The organism is uncultured Erythrobacter sp., from assembly GCF_947492365.1.
Taxonomy (GTDB): Bacteria; Pseudomonadota; Alphaproteobacteria; order Sphingomonadales; family Sphingomonadaceae; genus Erythrobacter.
The window spans coordinates 359,457-378,146 of sequence record NZ_CANLMB010000001.1 but is presented as its reverse complement, the minus strand read 5'-3'; the positions used below and the strand labels follow the sequence as shown (position 1 = coordinate 378,146).

Genomic DNA, 18,690 nt, shown 5'->3' with positions numbered 1-18,690 from the left:
TCACACCAGCGCGGCTATCGTCACGCAGGCGCAGGCCCAAAGAATGATAAGAACCGGCAGGATCAGCATCTGCACCGCCGCATCGCGCGCGCTGCAATGGCCGGTATTGGTCATGATCCCCTTATGCGCGAATTGGCCAAGGCTCATCGGTTTTGAATTGTTGTCTTTGAGCCGGGTCCAGATCGCCGGGACACCGAAAATCGCGACCACAAGCACCGCGCAGATCGCGATGGGGATGATAAGGCCCCCGGTTGCAAAACCGGCAAGCATTACCGCCAGAAAGGCCAGATAAAGGCCTGCGGTCGCTGCATAAAGATCAACCGGCAGCTCGAAATTGCGATCGACATCGACCTGATGGCGCACAGTGGCGTGCGGGGCGCTGGCAGGCGCATCGACGATACGGGCCTTGCCTTGTTCGAGATTGGTTTGAAGATGTTGGGACATGGGGCTTCTCCTTCGTTCGCACGGAGGATTAGCCGCGGGCGATTCGCCCCACCTTGATCCGGATCAAACTGGCGGGATTTAGTCGCTCCAGCGCGCAAGATCGCTGTGATCGGCGCCGCGTGGTTCGATCCAATGCCACTCACCACCCCTAAGTTCGCGCTTCCAGAACCACGCCGCGCTCTTGAGGTGATCCATGCAGAAATCAACCGCGAGGATCGCATCGCGCCGATGACGCGCGGCCGCCGAAACGCATACGATTGGATCGCCGGGAGCGAGCTGTCCAATCCGGTGGAGCATCAACAGACCCATCAGGTCAAAGCGCTGCGCCGCGCTGTCTCCAAGCGACTGCATGCCGGGCAAGGTGAGCGGTTCGTAATGCGACAGTTCTAACGCCTCGACGCCGCCGCCTGCGCGAACCTTGCCAACAAACGTCGCGATTCCGCCAGCGTCCGGCGTTCCGCAGGCCAGCCGGTCAATCTCGGGGTTCGGGTCTAAAGGCTGATCGAGAAGGCGGATGTCGAGCATCGGCTGTCCTCAGCCGCCTGACACGGGGGGCAATAGCGCTACTTCATCGCCGTCCTTGGCGAGGAGATCACGCTTGTCACCCAGCACCTTGCCAGCGCATGCCACATTGACCCGGTCGCCATGGAGCTGGCTCGCCACCCCTTCTCCGACAGCGTCTAGCAGACCCTGCCAGTCGAGCGGCGCAGCGACCACGCGGCTTTCCTCGCCAGCAATGTCGCGCAAAGAGCCAAGGAAGAGGATGGTCACCGCCATTGGCTTACCCTCCCGTCATCGACATGTGCCGCGCAAGGGCGGGATCAGCGCCGCGCTCATCCATGCGGAAATTGTGCTTCTCCGGCTTGATAATCATAGCCCGGTCGAGCGCCCTGCCCAGCTGCTCTTGCGGTGCTTCCGAGCGCAAGGCCGCGCGCAGATCGACTTGCTCGCTGCCGCCGAGGCAGGGGTAAAGCTGGCCGGTTGCCGTCACCCGCAACCGGTTGCAGCCGTCGCAGAAATTGTGGGTGTGCGGAGTAATGAGCCCCAGCCTTCCGCCCGTCTCTGCGATATCGAAATATCGCGCAGGGCCGCCGCTTGAATGGTCGCTGGGCGTGAGTGTCCAATCGCGCTCGAGCTGCGCACGCACCGCATCGAGCGGGAGATACTGGTCAAGCCTCTCCTCCTCGACATCGCCGAGCGGCATCACCTCGATCAGGGTCACTTCATGCCCCTGACCATGCGCCCACGCGATCAGGTCTGGCAGCTCGTCTTCATTCACGCCCTTAAGCGCAACCGCGTTGAGCTTGACCTTCAGCCCCGCCTCGCGCGCCGCCGCTATACCGTCGAGCACTTTTGACAGCGCATCGCGGCGCGACAATTGCAAAAAGCGCGCGCGGTCGAGTGTATCGAGCGAGACATTGACCCGCTTCACCCCCGCTTTCGCCAAACCGTCGGCATGTTCGGCAAGCTGGGTCGCATTGGTGGTAAGCGTCAGCTCTTGCAGACCGTGGCCAAGCCGGCGCCCAAGCGCGCGGAACAGGTCCATAATGTCGCGCCGCACCAGCGGTTCTCCGCCAGTGATGCGGATCTTGGTGACGCCGCGCTCGATGAAACCACTCGCCAATTGGTCGAGCTCTTCGAGACTGAGAACCTCACGCTTGGGAAGGAAGGTCATGCGTTCCGGCATGCAATAGGTGCAGCGCAGATCGCAGCGATCGGTCACTGACAGGCGCAGATAGGAAATCCTGCGCTTGAACGCATCGACCAGTATAATATCCGGGTGCCGGGTGGGAAGCTCAGTCATGAGCAGCAAGATACTGGCCGGTCACACCGGGCGCATCCCTTAAATATGCCAGCATTGACGCTTTGGCTGCGGCGCCATCTGCACCGATCACATTCACGCGGGCCGGTGTATGCGCGCGGGCAAGATCGCGTGCCAAACTGCGCCGCCAGCCATTTTCGTCCTGACCGGCAGCAGGCAAGACAATCGCCAACGAGGTCAGGCCCTCGCGCGACAAGAGCGTTTGCGCGCGGTCGAGATAATGGCGATAAAAGGCGGCACTTGCGGCAAGGCCGCTTTCTGGCAAGGCCTCGATTTCGAACACCTCTTGCATCCGATCAATCCGCCGGTCGTTCGCGGTGGAGCGTGATCCCGATCCGCTCGTTCGCCTCGGCAATGGCGAGCTTGATAATCTTCACCGTCACCGCCTGCACGCGCGTATCCTGCGCGAAAAGCGTCTCGCAAATATGGTCGGCAACCGCTTCGATCAGCTTGAAATGCACACCTTCGGGCAACCCTTCAGAGGCCGCGAATTTCAGGTCCATGTAATTCTTGCTCGCATCAAGCGGTGTGTCGGGGCCGTAGTGATCGGCAATATCATAGCGCACCTGAACCGTGATGCGCAGCGGCTGGGGCTTGCCGGTCTCCTCCGAATAGATGCCGGTGAGGACATCGACTTCGAGATCGGCAACTTCAAGGATAAGCGAATCGGTCTGTTCCATCATTTTCGCCTTAGCCGGAATTGCTCCAGCGCGCGAAGATGGCAGTCGGGAGCAAGCGGCCACCCTCTCCTTCTTCGCGCACGGCCAGATCGCCATGCTCGATTGTTCCGGGCAAGTGGCGCAATGCTTCTTCGAGCAATCCGGCAATCGAAAGGCTGCTCATCCGCACGGCATAGACGGTGAGGAACAGGAAGGCGCTCTTGTCATCGAGCAGCTTTGCGCAATCGCCGATCAGCTCGGGCAGGCCTTCTTCCAGCCGCCATGTTTCGTTCTTGGGCCCGCGACCAAACTTTGGCGGGTCAAGGATAATCCCGTCATAACGCCGCTCTCGCCGAACTTCGCGCGCAGTGAACTTGGCGGCATCGTCGACCAGCCAGCGGATCGAGCGATCCTCCATGCCCGACAGCTCCGCATTCGCGCGCGCCTGTGCCACCGACTTCTTCGACGCATCGACATGGGTGACACGGCCATGGTCCGACAGTGCGAGTGTGCCAAGGCCGGTATAACCGAACATGTTGAGCGTCTCGGCATCGTCGCGCCCGTGCAATTGCGCGCGCATCCAGTCCCATACGGGCGCCATGTCGGGGAAGAATTGCAGGTGCCGGAACGGGGTTGGCAGCGCAGTGAAACGCACATCGTTCCAGCCCAGCTCCCACCCATCCGCCGGGACGGCAGGATCGAGATTCCAACGCCCACCGCCATCCTCGTCCGAGCCGGGGACAAACTCGCCCGAGGCCGGCCAGTCGGAAAGGCGCGGTTGCCACATTGCCTGCGGCTCGGGCCGGATAAATGCGTGCGGGCCAAAGCTTTCATATTTGCGCCCCGCACCGCTATCGAGCAGGCGATAGGATGCGCTTCCGGGCCAGCCTTCGCACTCCATCACAAGAGGCTGCTGGATGAGCCGCGCCATCAGCCCGCCGATACCGCTGCATTGGCGAGCACGTATGCGCGGGTCGCTTCGTAGTCGCCGCCAAGCTCGGTGAAATGCTCCTCGCGCCCGAACAGATCGCCCACCCGCGCAGGAAGCGCAGGTCGCACTCCGACGGCGCGCTCGACCGCATCGGGGAACTTCGCCGGATGCGCTGTGGCGAGCGTGACAATGGGCGTCCCGATGGAGACCGTGTCGGTCGCAAGCGCCGCGTGCAGGCCAACGCCAGTGTGCGGGTCGATCACCTGACCGGCGCTGCGATAGGCCCATTGCAGCGCCCGCGCGGTTTCATCCTGGTCCGCACGCGCGCTGGTGAAGAGCGCCGCTGCGCCTTCGCGCTGAGCGCCAGTGAGCTGCATTGCGCGCGCCTGTTCAAAGCTGCGCATCTGCTCGCCCAAAGCCATTCCGTCGCGCCCGCCGCAATCGAACAGCAACCGCTCGAAATTCGAGCTGACCTGAATGTCCATCGACGGGGTGATCGTCGCGGTCGTCTCGCCGGTCGAATAATCGCCCTCACCCAAAGCGCGGTGGAGGATGTCGTTGACATTGGTGGCAACGATCAGCCGTTCAATCGGCAGTCCCATCTGCGCCGCGACATAGCCTGCGAACACATCGCCGAAATTGCCGGTCGGCACGCTGTAAGCGACCTTGCGATCCGGCGCGCCGAGCTGGAGCGCGGAGTAGAAATAATAGACCACTTGCGCCATCAGCCGCGCCCAGTTGATCGAGTTAACCGCCCCGATCCGCAGAGTGCCGGTCACGCTCTTATCGGCAAAGATCGCCTTCACATGGCTCTGCGCATCATCGAAGCTGCCATCAATCGCGAGGTTGTGGACATTGGGCGCGCGCACTGTCGTCATCTGGCGGCGCTGAACGTCGCTGACACGGCCATTGGGGTGGAGCATGAATATCTCGACCCGCTCGCGCCCCGCCACCGCATTGATTGCTGCCGAGCCGGTGTCGCCGCTGGTCGCGCCAACGATGGTGAGCCGCTCGCCGCGCCGCGCCAGAAAAGTCTCGAACAGATGGCCGAGCATCTGGAGCGCGACATCCTTGAACGCGAGCGTCGGGCCGTGGAACAGCTCCAGCAACCAATGCGTCTCGTTCAGCTGGACCAGCGGCGTGACCGCGCTGTGGCCGAAATCGCCATAGACCGCCTCGCACAAGGCTTCGAGCTCATCATCGCTCAGGCTGCCCGCAACAAATGGCCGCATGATCCGCACAGCAAGTTGCGCGTAGGAAAGCCCGCGTAGCGCGCGGATGTCCGTCTCGCTCAGACGCGGCCATTCGCGCGGCAAATACAGCCCGCCATCAGAGGCAAGGCCTGCCAGAGTTGCGCCTTCAAAGTCGAGTGCGGGCGCTGCGCCGCGGGTGGAGATATACTGCATCGTGCTTTCGCGGTTAGCGGGGGCTTTGCGGCGGGGCAAGCAAGGCTCGCTTGCTATTCACCTAGTCGCGCTTTGCGAGCCGCGCGCGCAACGCGAACCCGTAGATGATGAGGGCGGTCAGCGCGAAGAGGAACCACTGGCCAGCATAGGCAAGGTGGTTGTTGGGCAGATCGTTGGGATCGGGCTTGGCAAGTGGTTGTAGCCCCGCAAGCGGCTCGCTAGCCACGAGCTTGAAATCATCGCCTAGACGGACAAGCACTCCCTCAACATTGCCCCCGTTGAAGTCGGGCTGTTGAGGAGAGTTGGACCAACCAATATCGGCATAGGTCACGATAGGAGGGGCTGGAGGAACATCGTACGAAAATAGCGTTTCAATGTTGCAGACGAAGCGGTGCGCAAAGCCGCTCTGCCCTCGATCACTCCGTCCGGCGACTGCTTGCCAATCACGCGGTTGGTCGCAGGAAAGGCGGACATTGCGATACACAAGGCGATCGTTGCCGCCCACGATCTCGTGAATCTCTGTATCGGTTGAACGCTCCTCGAACTCGGCGATCAGCGCCGCCTTCTCGTCTGCACGGCCCAATTGCCAGAAGCCAAGCCACACCATCGTCGCAGCCGCTGCCAGCACCAGCACCGTCGGGATAACAGGCAATTTGCGGATCATTCTTGCGGCCCCTCAAGCTCTTCAAAGTTTTCGTAGAGCAATTTCGTCTTGAACAGGCGCAGTGAGTAAATCACCACGCCCACCGTCACCGGCGCCCAGAATGCCGCCTGCAACCAGATCGGCGGGCGCAGTGCGTATTCGATTCCCAGCGCGATCATCATCAGGACTATCGCCACAAAGGCCGTCAACACACCCCCCAGCCTTCCTCCGCGTTCAAGCGCGCCAAGGTTAAGCTCGCAATCTGAACATTTGAGCGCGACGCGCGCCGGTGCCTCGAACAAGGTCGGCTCGCCGCAGCGGGGGCATAAACCCAAAAGGGCAGCCCGGAAGATACCGGACTGCCCTTTGGTTGTTTCAGGGCCTTTGCCCGAATTCATCAGTGGAATTCGGCTCCCGCACCGCCCCAGACATAGACAGCGATGAACAGGAACAGCCACACGACATCGACGAAGTGCCAGTACCAGGCCGCCGCCTCAAAACCGAAATGCTGGCGCGGGGTGAAGTGGCCCTTGTAAGCGCGGAACAGGCATACGGCGAGGAAGATGGTTCCGACGAGGACGTGGAACCCGTGGAAGCCGGTCGCCATGTAAAACGCCGAGCTGTAGGTGTTCTGGCCGAAGTTGAACGGCGCAACGCTGTACTCGTAAGCCTGGATCGCGCTGAACAATGCGCCAAGGGCAATGGTCGCCCACAGGCCCTGCTTGAGACCTTCGCGGTCGCCATGGATCAGTGCGTGGTGCGCCCAGGTCACCGTGGTGCCCGAGCAGAGCAGGATCATAGTGTTGAGAAGCGGCAGGCTGAACGGATCGAGCACTTCCATACCCTCAGGCACGAGGGTGCCGAGGCCCGTCAGCCCTTCGGTAAGGAAAAGATTGTCGGTCAATTGCGCGGCAGTGCCCGCACCCTCAACCGTCAGCGGCGCAGGGAACAGGGCGAAGTCGAAAAAGCTCCAGAACCAGCCGACGAAGAACATCACTTCCGATGCGATGAACAGGATCATGCCGTAACGCATGTGGAGCTGGACAACCGGCGTGTGATCGCCGCGCTGGGCTTCGATCACGACATTCTTGAACCAGAAGAAGAAGGTCGCCAGCAATCCGGCAAGACCTGCCCACATGACAACACTGCTGGTTGCTGCCCCCAGAACGCTGGGATTCAGGTTCAGGACGATACCAGAGGTAAAAGCGAGCGCGGAAAAAGCACCGATCAGCGGCCAGATATCCGGCTCCAGAATGTGATAGTCGTGGTTTACATTGCCAGCCATGGTTGTCGTCCCGTGCCTTAGAAAAGTTGGATCTTATTGCGAGCGGTCAAGAGCGCTCGATACGGGCTCTTTCGCGCGATGAAAAGTGTAACTCAAGGTAATCTGCTCGATATCGCCGATAACCTCGTCGTCGAGGATCGCCGGATCGACGTAATAGAGCACCGGCATGTTTACTTCTTGGCCGGGCTCAAGCGTCTGCTCGGTAAAGCAGAAACACTGGATCTTGTGGAAATAGACGCCGGCCTGCGAAGGCTCGACATTGAATGTCGCAGTGCCGGTGATCGGGCGCGATGAATTGTTCTTCGCCACATAGGTCGCGAGGTCTCGCTGACCAATCCGGACCGTGTCGGTCGGCTGCGAAGGGCGAAACTCCCACGGGATGTCACGCGAAACAGATGCATCAAAACGGATCGAAATATCGCGGGTTGTGCCGATGGCAGCAGCGGCATTGGCCTCAGCCTCGCTTGCCACTTGCGTGGTTCCGCCAAAGCCGGTGACGCGGCAAAACAGATCGTAAAGCGGTACGGCCGCATAGCCGAGGCCCAGCATGCCGAGCGCACCGATCATGGCGAGGATGCCGGTCTTGGCATTCCTGCGCGCGGTTTCGCCGTCAAAGGTTGCGGTCACCATCTTAGTCGCCCAACCGGACCAAGGTAATCGCGTAGAACAGCACCGCAAAAAAGATCAGCGTCCCGCCGACCACGAGGTTGCGACTTTTCTGGCGGCGCTTGGTTTCGGCTTCTTCGTCAGGGGTCATGCGAAGGCTCCCGGTGCAATAATGCCCTGCGCCTCCAGCAGCCGGTCAGCGACCAGTGCGGCAAAGAGCGCGAAGAGGTAAAGGATGCTGAATTTGAACAGTGTCTTTTCAGGCTGCATGTCGTCGCTCTCGCTCCGCTTGCGCAGCCCCACCGGCAATGCGAGCGCGAAGAAGGCCAGCGAGAGCGCTACCGACGCCCAGCCATAGATCCAGCTCGTCCCGCCGATCAGCCATGGCGCGATGGCCACAGGTGCGAGCAGGACGGTGTAAGCGAGTATCTGCAAACGGGTCGATTTCTCGCCTGCGACATTTGGCATCATCGGAATGCCGACATTTGCGTAATCCGTCTTCACAAACAGCGCGAGCGCCCAGAAATGCGGCGGCGTCCACATGAATATGATTGCGAACAACAGCACCGGCATCGCGGTGATCTCACCGGTCACAGCGATCCAGCCGATTAGCGGCGGAAACGCGCCTGATCCGCCGCCGATGACGATATTCTGCGGGGTGCGCGGCTTGAGCCACATTGTGTAGATCACCGCGTAATAGACAATCGCAGCGGCCAGCATCAAAGCGGCGAGCCAGCCGATAGCGAGCCCCATCACCATGACTGAAACGCCCGAAAGGAAGATGCCGAAATCGCGCGCGTCGTCGCGGCGCATCCTGCCTGCGGGCAAAGGGCGCGACTGGGTTCGTTTCATCCCCGCATCAATGTCAGCTTCCCACCACTGATTTAGCACCGCCGAACCGCCTGCGCCCATCGCAATCGCGAGGATCGCGGTGAAGCCCAGGATTGGGTGGATCGTGCCGGGCGCGGCCAGCAATCCGCAAATCGCCGTGAAGATCACCAGCGTCATGACGCGCGGCTTTGTGAGCGCGAAGAAATCGCGCCACTCCGTCGGCATCACTTGTGCCCCTAACTGGGTTTCTACGCTTGTGGTCATATTCGCAGTGTTACTTAATCCGAAGGAGAGCACACCAGATCGGCGCGCCCTCCCCCTTTTCATTTCTTGTGCCCGACGCCTTTAGGCGCCGGTCAAAGCCTTACGTGCTGGCCGGACGATGATCGTGGTAATCGTGGTGATCCTCGATCACAGGCAGCGTTTCGAACTGGTGGAACGGCGGCGGGCTCGACAGCGTCCATTCCAGCGTCGTTGCACCTTCGCCCCACGGATTCGCTTCAGCCTTGCGGCCTGCGATGAACGCGTAGGCGATGTTGATGAAGAACAGCGCCATCGATGCAGCCATGATCATGTAGCCGATCGAGCTGATCTCGTTCCAGTAAGTGTAGGCTTCGGTGTAGTCCGGATAGCGGCGCGGCATGCCCTGCAGACCCAGGAAGTGCTGCGGGAAGAAGATCACGTTCACGCCGATGAAGAAGCCCCAGAAATGCAGGTGCGAAAGCAGCTCGGAGTGCATCTTGCCGCTCATCTTCGGGAACCAGTAATAGAAGCCCGCGAACAGCGAGAACACCGCACCCATCGACAGCACGTAGTGGAAGTGAGCCACCACGTAATAGGTGTCGTGGAAGTTGTCGTCGATGCCGCCATTGGCAAGCACAACGCCGGTCACACCGCCAACAGTGAACAGGAAGATGAAGCCGAGCGCCCAGACGAGCGGCGACTTGAACTCCATCGAGCCGCCCCACATCGTGGCGATCCAGCTAAAGATCTTCACGCCGGTCGGGACCGCGATCACCATGGTGGCGGCGGTGAAGTACATCTTCGTGTTTACGTCGAGGCCGACCGTATACATGTGGTGCGCCCACACGATGAAGCCGACAACGCCAATCGCGACCATGGCATAGGCCATGCCAAGATAGCCGAAGACCGGCTTGCGGCTGAAAGTCGCGACGATCTGCGAGATCATGCCAAAGCCCGGCAGGATCATGATGTAAACCTCGGGGTGGCCGAAGAACCAGAACAGGTGCTGGTAAAGCACCGGATCACCGCCACCGGCCGGATCGAAGAAGGTCGTGCCGAAGTTACGGTCAGTCAGCAGCATCGTGATCGCAGCGGCAAGCACCGGAAGCGCGAGCAGCAGCAGGAAGGCTGTGACCAGCACCGACCACACAAACAGAGGCATTTTGTGCAAGGTCATACCCGGCGCACGCATGTTGAAGATGGTGGTGATGAAGTTGGTCGCACCCAGAATCGAGCCAGCGCCCGCCAAGTGCAAAGAGAAGATCGCGAAATCGACTGCCGGCCCCGGAGAGCCGGTGGTCGATAGCGGCGCGTAAACCGTCCAGCCCACGCCTGCACCAGTCCCTGCTGCTCCGGGCACGAACATGGAGAAAAGCAGGCTCAGGAAGCCAACGACCGTCAGCCAGAACGAGATATTGTTCATGCGCGGGAAGGCCATGTCCGGCGCGCCGATCATCAGCGGCACGAACCAGTTGCCGAAACCGCCAATCATCGCAGGCATGACCATGAAGAAGACCATGATCAGACCATGTGCGGTGATGAAAACGTTCCACATGTGGAGCGCCGCATTGGTATCACCGGGCGTGTTGCCCATGAAGTCCGCCCAGAATTGCAGATATTGGATGCCCGGCTCTGCCAGCTCCATCCGCATGATGCCCGAAATCGCACCGCCGATGATCCCTGCAAAAATCGCAAAGATCAGATAGAGCGTGCCGATATCCTTGTGGTTGGTCGACATGAACCAGCGGGCGAAAAAGCCCGGCTTGTGATCGGCATCATGATGCCCGTGATCACCGGCGTGGGCGTCGAAATTGTCTGCGGTGGTAGCCATTATCTCTGGTCTCTCACATTCAGTCTAAGTCGTGTTTCTCAGCGCTCGGCGGCCATTCAGGCGGCCGGCTCCTCAGCGGTTTCTTCAGCCGCATCAGCCTCGGCAACTTCCTCAGTGCCGGGGATCGAGCCGCCATTTTCAAGCACCCAAGCTTCAAACTCTTCCATCGGCAGCGCTTCGACCGCGATCGGCATGAAGGCGTGGCGCGGGCCGCACAGTTCGGAGCACTGGCCGTAATAAACGCCCGGCTCTTCAATCACGAGCATACGCTCGTTCAGACGGCCCGGAACCGCGTCCAGTTTGAACCACAGCGACGGCACGGCAAAGGCGTGGATCACGTCAGCGGCGGTGGTCTGGATACGCAGCGGAACACCGGCAGGGACAACCATTCGATTGTCTGCGGCCAGTTGGAACGGCTCGCCACTTGCAGCGGCCTGCTCTTCAGTCAGCATGTTGGAGACGACTTCGACCCCGTGGTCAGGATATTCATAACCCCAATACCACTGGTAACCGACCGCCTTCACGGTGATCGCATCCTCGGGCGGATTTTCATATTGAGCGGCAAGCAATGTCAGCGAAGGCACCGCGACAACGACCAGAATTATAACCGGAACAATCGTCCAGATCACTTCGATCAGCGCGTTATGCGTCGTCTTCGAAGGGGTCGCGTTGGCGCGGCGGTTAAACCGGACGCAGACATAAAGCAGCAAAGCCAACACAAAGAGGCTGATAATCGTGATCAGCGGCATCAGGATCGCATCGTGCATCCACAGCGCATATTGGCCGTCGGCAGTGTATTGATCCTGAAAAGTCATGCTCTTGAGCGCGTCATCTTCAAACGCGGTCGGCATGCCTTTGCCTTCGGTCGGCGCCATCGGCGTGTAGCCACCCGCCGCCTCGACTTCGGTTTCAGCCGCAGCAACCGTCTCGGCGGTCGCCGCATCCTGCGCCAGTGCCGCCTGCGGTGCGACAACAACCATCACTGCTGCCATCAGCGTCAAAACGCCAAGCTGCAATCCAAACTTCATGCGGGCAAATGCCTGACCCATAATCATGCCTAATCGGTTCTCGAATTTATCCCATGCCGGAAAGCGCATAACGTTTTGCAAGCCCCACGCGTCCGGCGCACCGGTGACACCTTGTCACAGTCGATGCCCCCTTAGCCTCGCTTGCCCAGTGCCTCAAGCGCTTCTAGGGAGAATTTTATGCAAGCCCCGATGAAGAGAGCGCAATGGCGCCTTTCTCAAAGGGGTAAAATTCCATATCAACCCGATCAATTCTGCGGATAAGTGCCCCATATGACTACAAACGAGACGATTCCCGCGACCCTTGAAGACGTGCTGGCCGAGTTCCGCGAAAGCGGCGCATTGCTCGAAGGGCATTTCAAGCTCTCTTCAGGGCGGCATAGCGGACACTACCTACAATGCGCGCGTGTTTTGATGAATCCGGCGCGCGCTGGACGGCTGGCGCAAGCGGTCGTCAATGCGATTCCCGCCGATGTGATCGAGCAGATCGACGTTGTGGTATCGCCTGCGATGGGCGGGATCATAATCGGCCACGAAGTCGCGCGGGTGGTGGGCAAGGACGCCCTGTTCCTTGAGCGGCCAGACGGCGTTTTCCACCTGCGCCGCGGTTTCGCACTGGAAAAGGGCGCGCGAGTCTTGATGGTTGAAGATGTGGTGACCACCGGCCTTTCCAGCCGCGAAGCCATTGCCGCTGTCGCGCGTGAAGGCGGAGAAGTCATCGCCGAATGTTCGCTGATCGACCGCTCAGAAGGCACAGCCGATCTGGGCGTTCCCTTCTACCCGCTCGCCGCCTTTAACTTTCCGACTTATGCCGAGGTTGAAGTGCCAGAAGCGCTTGCCGCAATCGAAGTGACTAAGCCGGGCAGCCGGAAGGAATAGACGCAAACATGAGCAACCGTCTTCGACTGGGTGTGAACATCGATCACGTCGCCACCATCCGCAATGCGCGGGGCGGCGATCACCCCGATCCCGTGCGCGCGGCGGAGATCGTGGCGCGCGTCGGCGGCGACGGCATCACCGCTCACCTGCGCGAAGACCGTCGCCACATTCGCGATGAAGACCTCGCGCGCATTCAGGAAGCGACCGACCTCCCGCTCAACCTGGAAATGGCCGCGACCGAGGAAATGCTCGAAATCGCTCTGCGCCACAAACCCCACGCGGCCTGTATCGTCCCCGAAAAGCGCGAGGAGCGCACCACCGAAGGCGGGCTGGACGCGGCGGGTCTCGACAACACGATCGCCCCGATTGTCGAACGACTGCGCGAAGCGGGCATTCGGGTGTCGCTGTTTATCGAGGCAAACGAGCGGCAGCTTGACGCCGCCCTGCGACTGAGCGCGCCGGTTGTGGAGTTTCACACGGGCGAATACGCCCACGCCTTTCTCGATGGCGACGGCGAGAGGGTGGAGCGCGAGCTGCGCCGCATCTCCGATATGGCAGCGCTAGCTGCCAAAAACGGGATCGAACCGCATGCGGGCCACGGTCTGACCTTTGAAAACGTCCAGCCAATCGCCGCGATCCCGCAGCTGGCCGAGCTCAATGTCGGGCATTACCTTATCGGCGAGGCGGTGTTCACCGGCCTCGAACCAGCGATCCGGCGGATGCGCGAAATGATGGACGACGCTCGATGATGGGGCAACGCGGCTGATGGGCGAAGAACTCCCCACCCTTTCTCGCGCGCAAAAAGTGTGGTCGCTTGCCGCAGCGCTCCTGTTCCTGTTCGCGATCGGATTTCTCGGCTTCGCGCTCAACACCGGCATTCTGCGCGGGTTCGCGATTGGCTGGGTGGGCTTGCAAATCTTTGGCTTTGTCGGAGCGATCAAGTTCGCAAGGGGCGACTTCGCTCACCCTCTCTTCGCCAGTCAGGTCATGCTACATGCGATCGCGCTGGTGTTGCTCGTCACGATTATAGTGAGGGCGTCGTCATGATCATCGGCCTTGGTTCGGACCTTTGCAATATTGAACGGATTGCCAACTCACTCGAACGTTATGGGGAGCGTTTCGAAAACCGCGTCTTTACCGATATCGAGCGCGCCAAAGCACAGCGGCGACCCTTTACGATTGCCGGAACCTACGCGAAACGCTTCGCCGCCAAGGAGGCGTTCAGCAAAGCAGTCGGCACCGGGTTCAAGCGCGGCGTCTATATGAAGGATATTGGCGTTGTAAACGCCCCATCGGGCGCACCAACGCTGGCTTTAACCGGCGGAGCGGCCAAGCGGCTTGAAGAATTGACGCCAGCGGGCCATGAGGCGCGCATTCATCTAACCCTCACCGACGATCACCCATGGGCACAGGCCTTTGTCATTATCGAGGCCTTTCCCAAGGTCTGACCCAGCGAGCATCGAAGACTTACCTTGAACAACAACGATAACACCACTTCCGGTCCAGAAAAGCAGGACACCGGCTCGCCCGACAATGAATCGGCGGTGCTGAGAGCTGCCGCAGATGCGGAGATTGCAGCGGGCAAGGAAGAGAACGAAAAGGTCGACTGGTTCGCAGAGTTTCGCGGACTAGCGCTGATGCTGCTCGCGGTGCTGGCGTTCCATAGCCTCGTCGCAAAGCCGTTCTACATCCCGTCGACTTCGATGATGCCGACTTTGCATGTCGGAGACCGCTTGATCGTCAGCAAGTATCCCTATGGCTGGTCATGGGCATCGGCGAGTTTCCACCTGTTGCCGCGCGGCGAGTGGCGGGTGTTCGGCGCAACTCCAGAATATGGCGATATCGTGATTCCCGTCCACCCGACCCGCGACGAGGATTATATCAAGCGCGTCGTCGCTCTGCCGGGCGATACGATCGAAGTGCGCGACGGCCTGATCATCCTCAATGGCACGCCGATCAAGCGTGAAGTGATGCCGCCGGTCCGCATCCCTTACGAACCCTCGCTCACATGTGACGGCAACCCCTGCCTTACCGGATTCGAAGATTTCCGTGTGCGCTTGCCAAGCGGAGAGCAATTCTTCGAGCCGCCCACCTACCGCGAAACGCTGCCCAATGGCGCGACCTATCTTGTGATCGACCACCTGGATCAGAGCAGGTTCCGCAGCGGCGGCGATGATCTCGATAACTACGGCCCTTACACCGTGCCTGAAGGCGAGGTCTTCGTGATGGGCGACAACCGCGATTCGAGCGCTGACAGCCGCGCGCCTGCAAACAATCGCGGGCTTGGCGGAGGCATTCCGCTGGAAAATATCGGCGGGCGGGCAGAGTTCATCACATTCTCGCTCGACGGATCGGCGACGTGGAACCCGTTCACCTGGTATTCGGCCACGCGCGGCGATCGCGCATGGAACACTCTGCGCCCAGCGCTTGTGGAAGAAACCGGCGAAGATACCGGCACGGATCAATAGGCTAGAAAGCTCTCACCTATGGCCAAGAAATTCCTCTATTTCATCGCGATCTGCATCATCCTCTTCCTGATCGGGCGGATCAGTTACGAGATGTTTCAGGACGAGCTGGCCGCATTCGCGCTGGTTCCGTCAAGCGAGTTCACGCCGACTGAAGCGCTTGAGGAAAACGCCTATCAGGATCCCGCTCTTTGGTATTCGCGTCCGGGCATCGGTGTGAACGATCCGGCGCGCTGGCAACCTGCGCTGGCGGGCGAACCGGTCGATCCGCAAGGTGCTGAGTTCGGCGGCCAAGGCGAGCTGCCCGATTTCGCGGTCTTCTTCATCCACCCCACCAGCTATCTCAGCCGTGACAATTGGAACGCGCCGATTGGCGATGAAGATGCAGAGAACATCGCGCGCATCTATGTTCGCGGAATGGCCAGCCCGTTCAATGCAGCAAGCGAAATCTGGGCGCCGCGTTACCGCCAGGCGACGATGGGCTCCTTCCTGACCGACGCGCCCGAGGGCCAGCAGGCTATTGATGCCGCCTATGGCGATGTGCTTGAATCCTTCCGCTATTTCCTCAGCTCGATTGACGAGGATATTCCGGTGGTTCTGGTCGGGCACAGCCAGGGCTCGCTCCATCTGCTGCGGCTGCTGCGCGAGGAAGTGAACGGCACGCCGCTCGCAGACCGACTGGTTGCAGCCTACGCCATCGGCTGGCCAATCTCTGTTGAGCACGACCTGCCCGCGCTTGGCCTTGCCGCCTGCGCCACGCCCGCGCAAACCGGTTGCATCATTTCTTGGTCGAGCTTCGCCGAGCCTGCCGATCCGTCAAAGGTGATTGAAACCTATGCCGCCTCGATCGGCTTTGACGGGCAGCCCCGCGGCGACAGCACCATCCTTTGCACCAATCCGCTCACCGGAACATTTGGCGGCGAAGCGGCATCGAGCGCCAATATCGGCACGCTTGTCCCTGACGATACGATGTCCACCGGAGAGCTTGTTCCGAATGCCGTCCCGGCGCGCTGTGATGATCGCGGTTTGCTGCTGATCGGCGACCCGCCCGAACTTGGCTCCTACGTGCTGCCGGGCAACAATTACCACGTCTATGACATCCCGCTTTTCTGGGCCAACACCAAGGCCGATGTTGCGCGGCGGGTGAGAGCACTCGCGGGGTCTCCAGAAGCGGAACCGGCAAACTGATTACCGAGTTCGCACCCGATTTTGCCGAGGCACTGCCCGATGGCGGCGTGCTTCTTGGGCTGGACCTTGGCACCAAGACTATTGGCACCGCGATTTGCGATGCGGGCTGGCGCTTTGCCACCAATGGCAAGACGATCCAGCGCGGCAAATGGGGGCGGGACAGGGACACGCTCAAAGAGTTGATTGCAGCCCGCGAGGTCAAGGGCCTCGTCCTCGGCCTTCCGCGCAACATGGACGGCTCCGAGGGGCCGCGCGCGCAGGCCAGCCGCGCCTTTGCCCGCAATGCTGACAAAGCTTTCGGCCTGCCCCTCCTGCTGTGGGACGAACGCTGGTCCACCCAGAGCGCCGAGGCGGCGATGATCGGGCAGGATATGAGCCGTGCCAAACGCGCGACGAGCATCGACAGCCACGCTGCAGCCGTCATCCTGCAAGGTGCGGTTGACCGGCTGGCGGGCGGAGTGATCTAGGAGACCAAAGCGATGGAGTTCGACTTCTTCGAATTGCTACCACGCAAGGCTCAACTCGGATGCCTTGTGATTCTGGTCGTTATTGTAGCTGGCACAATTCTTTATCTAGAGTTTGGCTAACGCCGCCCGCCTCTCGCGAGCAACCGCTGCCACCATACGGCTTCCGCTAAGCTCGCCTTCGCGCCAGATGTCTTCGCGCGCCGTCTGATCCGTCTGCCGTCCCGCTCGCGCTTCGAAGCTCGCCAGTCTCAGCCGCTCGCTAGGATGCGAATTGCCGACCCAATGCGCGAATTCTTCCGCCTCGTCCGATCCGCCAGCAACCGCCGCGCGCAGGAACACTTCGTTCGCATTGGGGCTCAGCACGCGGGTGACCCGCTTGCTCTCCAGCTCAAAGCCATATTGGTCGAACCACGCCTGTGCCGGATCGACATGCATAATGTTGAGCGAGATCGACAAAGCCTTGGGCGGCAATTGCGAATGCACATCGCGGTGCGCGCGGTAGAGCATCAGCCTGCCTTCATGCAGCGCGCTGCGTTCGACAAAGCGCAAATCAGCCAGTTCTCCCGAATAGCCAGTTACGCCCTCGTAATCATATTCGAAGTAATCGCTTTCATAACCCGGGCCGAGATAGCCGCAGGTCAGGAATGCAAAATTGTGATCGTGGGGGACGCCATAGACGAAGGTCTTCGCCCCGCTGTTCCTGAAACACAGATCGTGTTCTGCAGGCCAGATATTGGCACGCAGAAACATATTGCCGCGCAAGGGGCTGAGCACGATTGCTTGCGGGCCATAGCCGCTTTCAACCATTGTCTCGGTCCGCCCAGCCAACCGGTCAAGCAACACTCGCCCGAGGAATTCACGGTTATTGGCGAGCTTGCGCAGCCAGTCCGCGGCTTCGCGCGTCGTGGCCTCATCGCGAGGGTCGAAATCGAACTGCGCCAACGCCTCGATCGCTTCGGGAAGTGAGCAGTTTTGATCGCACGGATTGTCGATGAGCTGAGGCATCACTGGTTCTCCGGAACAATGTCTTGAAGCGCGGGATGGCTGGCGATCAGCTGCGCCCGCAATTCCGCTGCGGCGTGCGCCAATGGATCACCGGGGCCGAAGCTGGCAAGCAGTTCCATCCCCCGTCCGGTGTCCAGCGCAAGCGTTTGGCGCAAGGCCTCCCACCTAGCATCGCGATCATTGGCCGGGTCGCGGGCGAAGCTGTCCATTTCACCCAGCGCCTCGCAATGTTCGAGCGCACCCAGAACGCTCAGCGCCATCAACTGCTCGCTGGCACGTTTATCGCCGCTAATCTGCTGCATCAGCGCGCCGTTATCGAGCCGGTATTCGCGCGAAGGCCTTGGGCTCTTTGGCGTGCGGCTGAGTTGCAGGACCAGCAGGCTTTGGCCGACATCCACAAATTCGCGAGCCTCGTTAAGCGGCTGCTGGACTATGTGATCGCCTGCCCGCCATTGCCGCTCAAAGGTTGAAATCCTGGCTGGCGCTTTATCGCCAAGTTCGAGGCGATGAACCCGCCCACGCCCTGACCCAGCGATGACCATCTCTTGAAGTTCGCAATCGACAAAACGTGCGGTTTGCGCCGCTTTGGGTTCTGCCACTGGCTCGTAAACGCAAAGCGACAGCACCGCTGTGCCGCTTTGCATCAGTTGCAGCCGCGCAAATCCGGCGCTCGAACTGTGGCGCAAAGGCACTTCGCCAAGCGTCGCCTCGCGCTGTGCGGCAATGAAACGGCGGACAAATCCGTCAACGAATTCGCGCGCTGCATCCACCTCTCCCATCAGCACCGCCAGAGCCGGATAGCCGACTAGCGCCCCGCCCCCATCATAAGCGCTCAACGCCGCAGCCACCTCGCTCTCGGAAGCAAGCCAGTCGCACTTGGCCGCCTCCATCCGCGCGCGGGAGCGGCGCTGCGAACCGGGGTCCAGTCGCAGCGCCGCCACAGCCGGATGCACATGCATC

Annotated in this window: 25 protein-coding genes; 7 read left to right on the top strand and 18 right to left on the bottom strand. The window is 60.7% G+C overall.

The features are described 5' to 3' along the window. From Q0887_RS01845 to coxB, 16 genes are all read right to left on the bottom strand, one after another. Nucleotides 1-444: a hypothetical protein gene (locus Q0887_RS01845; RefSeq protein ID WP_299191865.1), complete on the bottom strand. Its 444-nt coding sequence runs from the start codon at nt 442-444 to the stop codon at nt 1-3. A 78-nt stretch (nt 445-522) separates the two neighbouring features. Beyond that, entirely contained in the window at nt 523-969 is a 447-nt protein-coding gene (locus Q0887_RS01840; RefSeq protein ID WP_299191863.1) for a molybdenum cofactor biosynthesis protein MoaE, read from the bottom strand. A 9-nt stretch (nt 970-978) separates the two neighbouring features. After that, a complete protein-coding gene (locus Q0887_RS01835) occupies nt 979-1,221 on the bottom strand; it encodes a MoaD/ThiS family protein (protein ID WP_299191861.1) in 243 nt (80 codons plus the stop codon). Nucleotides 1,222-1,225: 4 nt separating this feature from the next. Next, complete coding sequence (moaA, locus tag Q0887_RS01830) at nt 1,226-2,248, bottom strand: GTP 3',8-cyclase MoaA (protein WP_299191859.1); 1,023 nt, start codon at nt 2,246-2,248, stop codon at nt 1,226-1,228. Further along, nucleotides 2,241-2,558, bottom strand: a complete 318-nt coding sequence (locus Q0887_RS01825; protein ID WP_299191857.1) for a Rossmann fold domain-containing protein — start codon at nt 2,556-2,558, stop codon at nt 2,241-2,243. Before Q0887_RS01825 ends, moaA begins: the two co-directional genes overlap by 8 nt. A 4-nt stretch (nt 2,559-2,562) precedes the next feature. Next, on the bottom strand, nt 2,563-2,946 hold the full coding sequence (locus tag Q0887_RS01820; protein ID WP_299191855.1) for a dihydroneopterin aldolase: 384 nt from the start codon (nt 2,944-2,946) through the stop codon (nt 2,563-2,565). Between the two features lie 10 nt (nt 2,947-2,956). Continuing rightward, a complete protein-coding gene (locus Q0887_RS01815; protein ID WP_299191853.1) occupies nt 2,957-3,856 on the bottom strand; it encodes a class I SAM-dependent methyltransferase in 900 nt (299 codons plus the stop codon). Continuing rightward, nucleotides 3,856-5,262, bottom strand: coding sequence for a threonine synthase (thrC, locus tag Q0887_RS01810; RefSeq protein ID WP_299195175.1), 1,407 nt, complete (start codon nt 5,260-5,262; stop codon nt 3,856-3,858). Before thrC ends, Q0887_RS01815 begins: the two co-directional genes overlap by 1 nt. 61 nt (nt 5,263-5,323) lie before the next feature. Beyond that, nucleotides 5,324-5,926, bottom strand: coding sequence for an SURF1 family cytochrome oxidase biogenesis protein (locus Q0887_RS01805; RefSeq protein WP_299191852.1), 603 nt, complete (start codon nt 5,924-5,926; stop codon nt 5,324-5,326). Continuing rightward, nucleotides 5,923-6,207 (bottom strand): DUF983 domain-containing protein, encoded by a 285-nt coding sequence (locus Q0887_RS01800; protein ID WP_299191850.1) that lies wholly within the window; start codon nt 6,205-6,207, stop codon nt 5,923-5,925. The genes Q0887_RS01805 and Q0887_RS01800 overlap by 4 nt, the downstream gene beginning before the upstream one ends. A gap of 95 nt (nt 6,208-6,302) precedes the next feature. Then, the gene (locus Q0887_RS01795) at nt 6,303-7,190 is read right to left on the bottom strand and encodes a cytochrome c oxidase subunit 3 (RefSeq protein ID WP_299191848.1); all 888 of its coding nucleotides are present in this window, start codon (nt 7,188-7,190) and stop codon (nt 6,303-6,305) included. 33 nt (nt 7,191-7,223) lie between these two features. Next, nucleotides 7,224-7,820, bottom strand: coding sequence for a cytochrome c oxidase assembly protein (locus Q0887_RS01790; RefSeq protein ID WP_299191846.1), 597 nt, complete (start codon nt 7,818-7,820; stop codon nt 7,224-7,226). Nucleotide 7,821: 1 nt separating this feature from the next. Further along, nucleotides 7,822-7,947 (bottom strand): hypothetical protein, encoded by a 126-nt coding sequence (locus Q0887_RS01785; protein WP_299191845.1) that lies wholly within the window; start codon nt 7,945-7,947, stop codon nt 7,822-7,824. Further along, a complete protein-coding gene (locus Q0887_RS01780) occupies nt 7,944-8,891 on the bottom strand; it encodes a heme o synthase (protein WP_299191843.1) in 948 nt (315 codons plus the stop codon). Before Q0887_RS01780 ends, Q0887_RS01785 begins: the two co-directional genes overlap by 4 nt. Nucleotides 8,892-8,991: 100 nt before the next feature. Continuing rightward, nucleotides 8,992-10,701, bottom strand: coding sequence for a cytochrome c oxidase subunit I (ctaD, locus tag Q0887_RS01775; protein WP_299191841.1), 1,710 nt, complete (start codon nt 10,699-10,701; stop codon nt 8,992-8,994). Between the two features lie 56 nt (nt 10,702-10,757). After that, a complete protein-coding gene (gene coxB / locus Q0887_RS01770) occupies nt 10,758-11,756 on the bottom strand; it encodes a cytochrome c oxidase subunit II (RefSeq protein WP_299191839.1) in 999 nt (332 codons plus the stop codon). A gap of 243 nt (nt 11,757-11,999) precedes the next feature. On the opposite strand from coxB, the gene pyrE reads away from it, so the two are divergent. From pyrE to ruvX, 7 genes are all read left to right on the top strand, one after another. Then, nucleotides 12,000-12,605, top strand: a complete 606-nt coding sequence (gene pyrE, locus Q0887_RS01765; RefSeq protein ID WP_299191837.1) for an orotate phosphoribosyltransferase — start codon at nt 12,000-12,002, stop codon at nt 12,603-12,605. 8 nt (nt 12,606-12,613) lie between these two features. After that, nucleotides 12,614-13,354, top strand: coding sequence for a pyridoxine 5'-phosphate synthase (locus Q0887_RS01760; RefSeq protein ID WP_299191835.1), 741 nt, complete (start codon nt 12,614-12,616; stop codon nt 13,352-13,354). A gap of 16 nt (nt 13,355-13,370) precedes the next feature. Then, complete coding sequence (locus tag Q0887_RS01755) at nt 13,371-13,652, top strand: pyridoxal phosphate biosynthetic protein (RefSeq protein WP_299191833.1); 282 nt, start codon at nt 13,371-13,373, stop codon at nt 13,650-13,652. After that, nucleotides 13,649-14,053: a holo-ACP synthase gene (gene acpS / locus Q0887_RS01750; protein ID WP_299191831.1), complete on the top strand. Its 405-nt coding sequence runs from the start codon at nt 13,649-13,651 to the stop codon at nt 14,051-14,053. The genes Q0887_RS01755 and acpS overlap by 4 nt, the downstream gene beginning before the upstream one ends. A gap of 123 nt (nt 14,054-14,176) precedes the next feature. Beyond that, the gene (gene lepB, locus Q0887_RS01745; RefSeq protein WP_299195173.1) at nt 14,177-15,073 is read left to right on the top strand and encodes a signal peptidase I; all 897 of its coding nucleotides are present in this window, start codon (nt 14,177-14,179) and stop codon (nt 15,071-15,073) included. A gap of 18 nt (nt 15,074-15,091) precedes the next feature. Further along, nucleotides 15,092-16,258, top strand: coding sequence for a DUF3089 domain-containing protein (locus tag Q0887_RS01740; RefSeq protein WP_299191829.1), 1,167 nt, complete (start codon nt 15,092-15,094; stop codon nt 16,256-16,258). Further along, nucleotides 16,255-16,725, top strand: coding sequence for a Holliday junction resolvase RuvX (gene ruvX / locus Q0887_RS01735; RefSeq protein WP_299195170.1), 471 nt, complete (start codon nt 16,255-16,257; stop codon nt 16,723-16,725). Before Q0887_RS01740 ends, ruvX begins: the two co-directional genes overlap by 4 nt. A gap of 105 nt (nt 16,726-16,830) precedes the next feature. On the opposite strand, the gene Q0887_RS01730 is transcribed toward ruvX, so the two are convergent. Then, entirely contained in the window at nt 16,831-17,730 is a 900-nt protein-coding gene (locus Q0887_RS01730) for a transposase (protein ID WP_299191827.1), read from the bottom strand. Beyond that, nucleotides 17,730-18,689, bottom strand: coding sequence for a hypothetical protein (locus tag Q0887_RS01725; RefSeq protein WP_299191826.1), 960 nt, complete (start codon nt 18,687-18,689; stop codon nt 17,730-17,732). The genes Q0887_RS01730 and Q0887_RS01725 overlap by 1 nt, the downstream gene beginning before the upstream one ends. Nucleotide 18,690 lies beyond the last annotated feature (1 nt).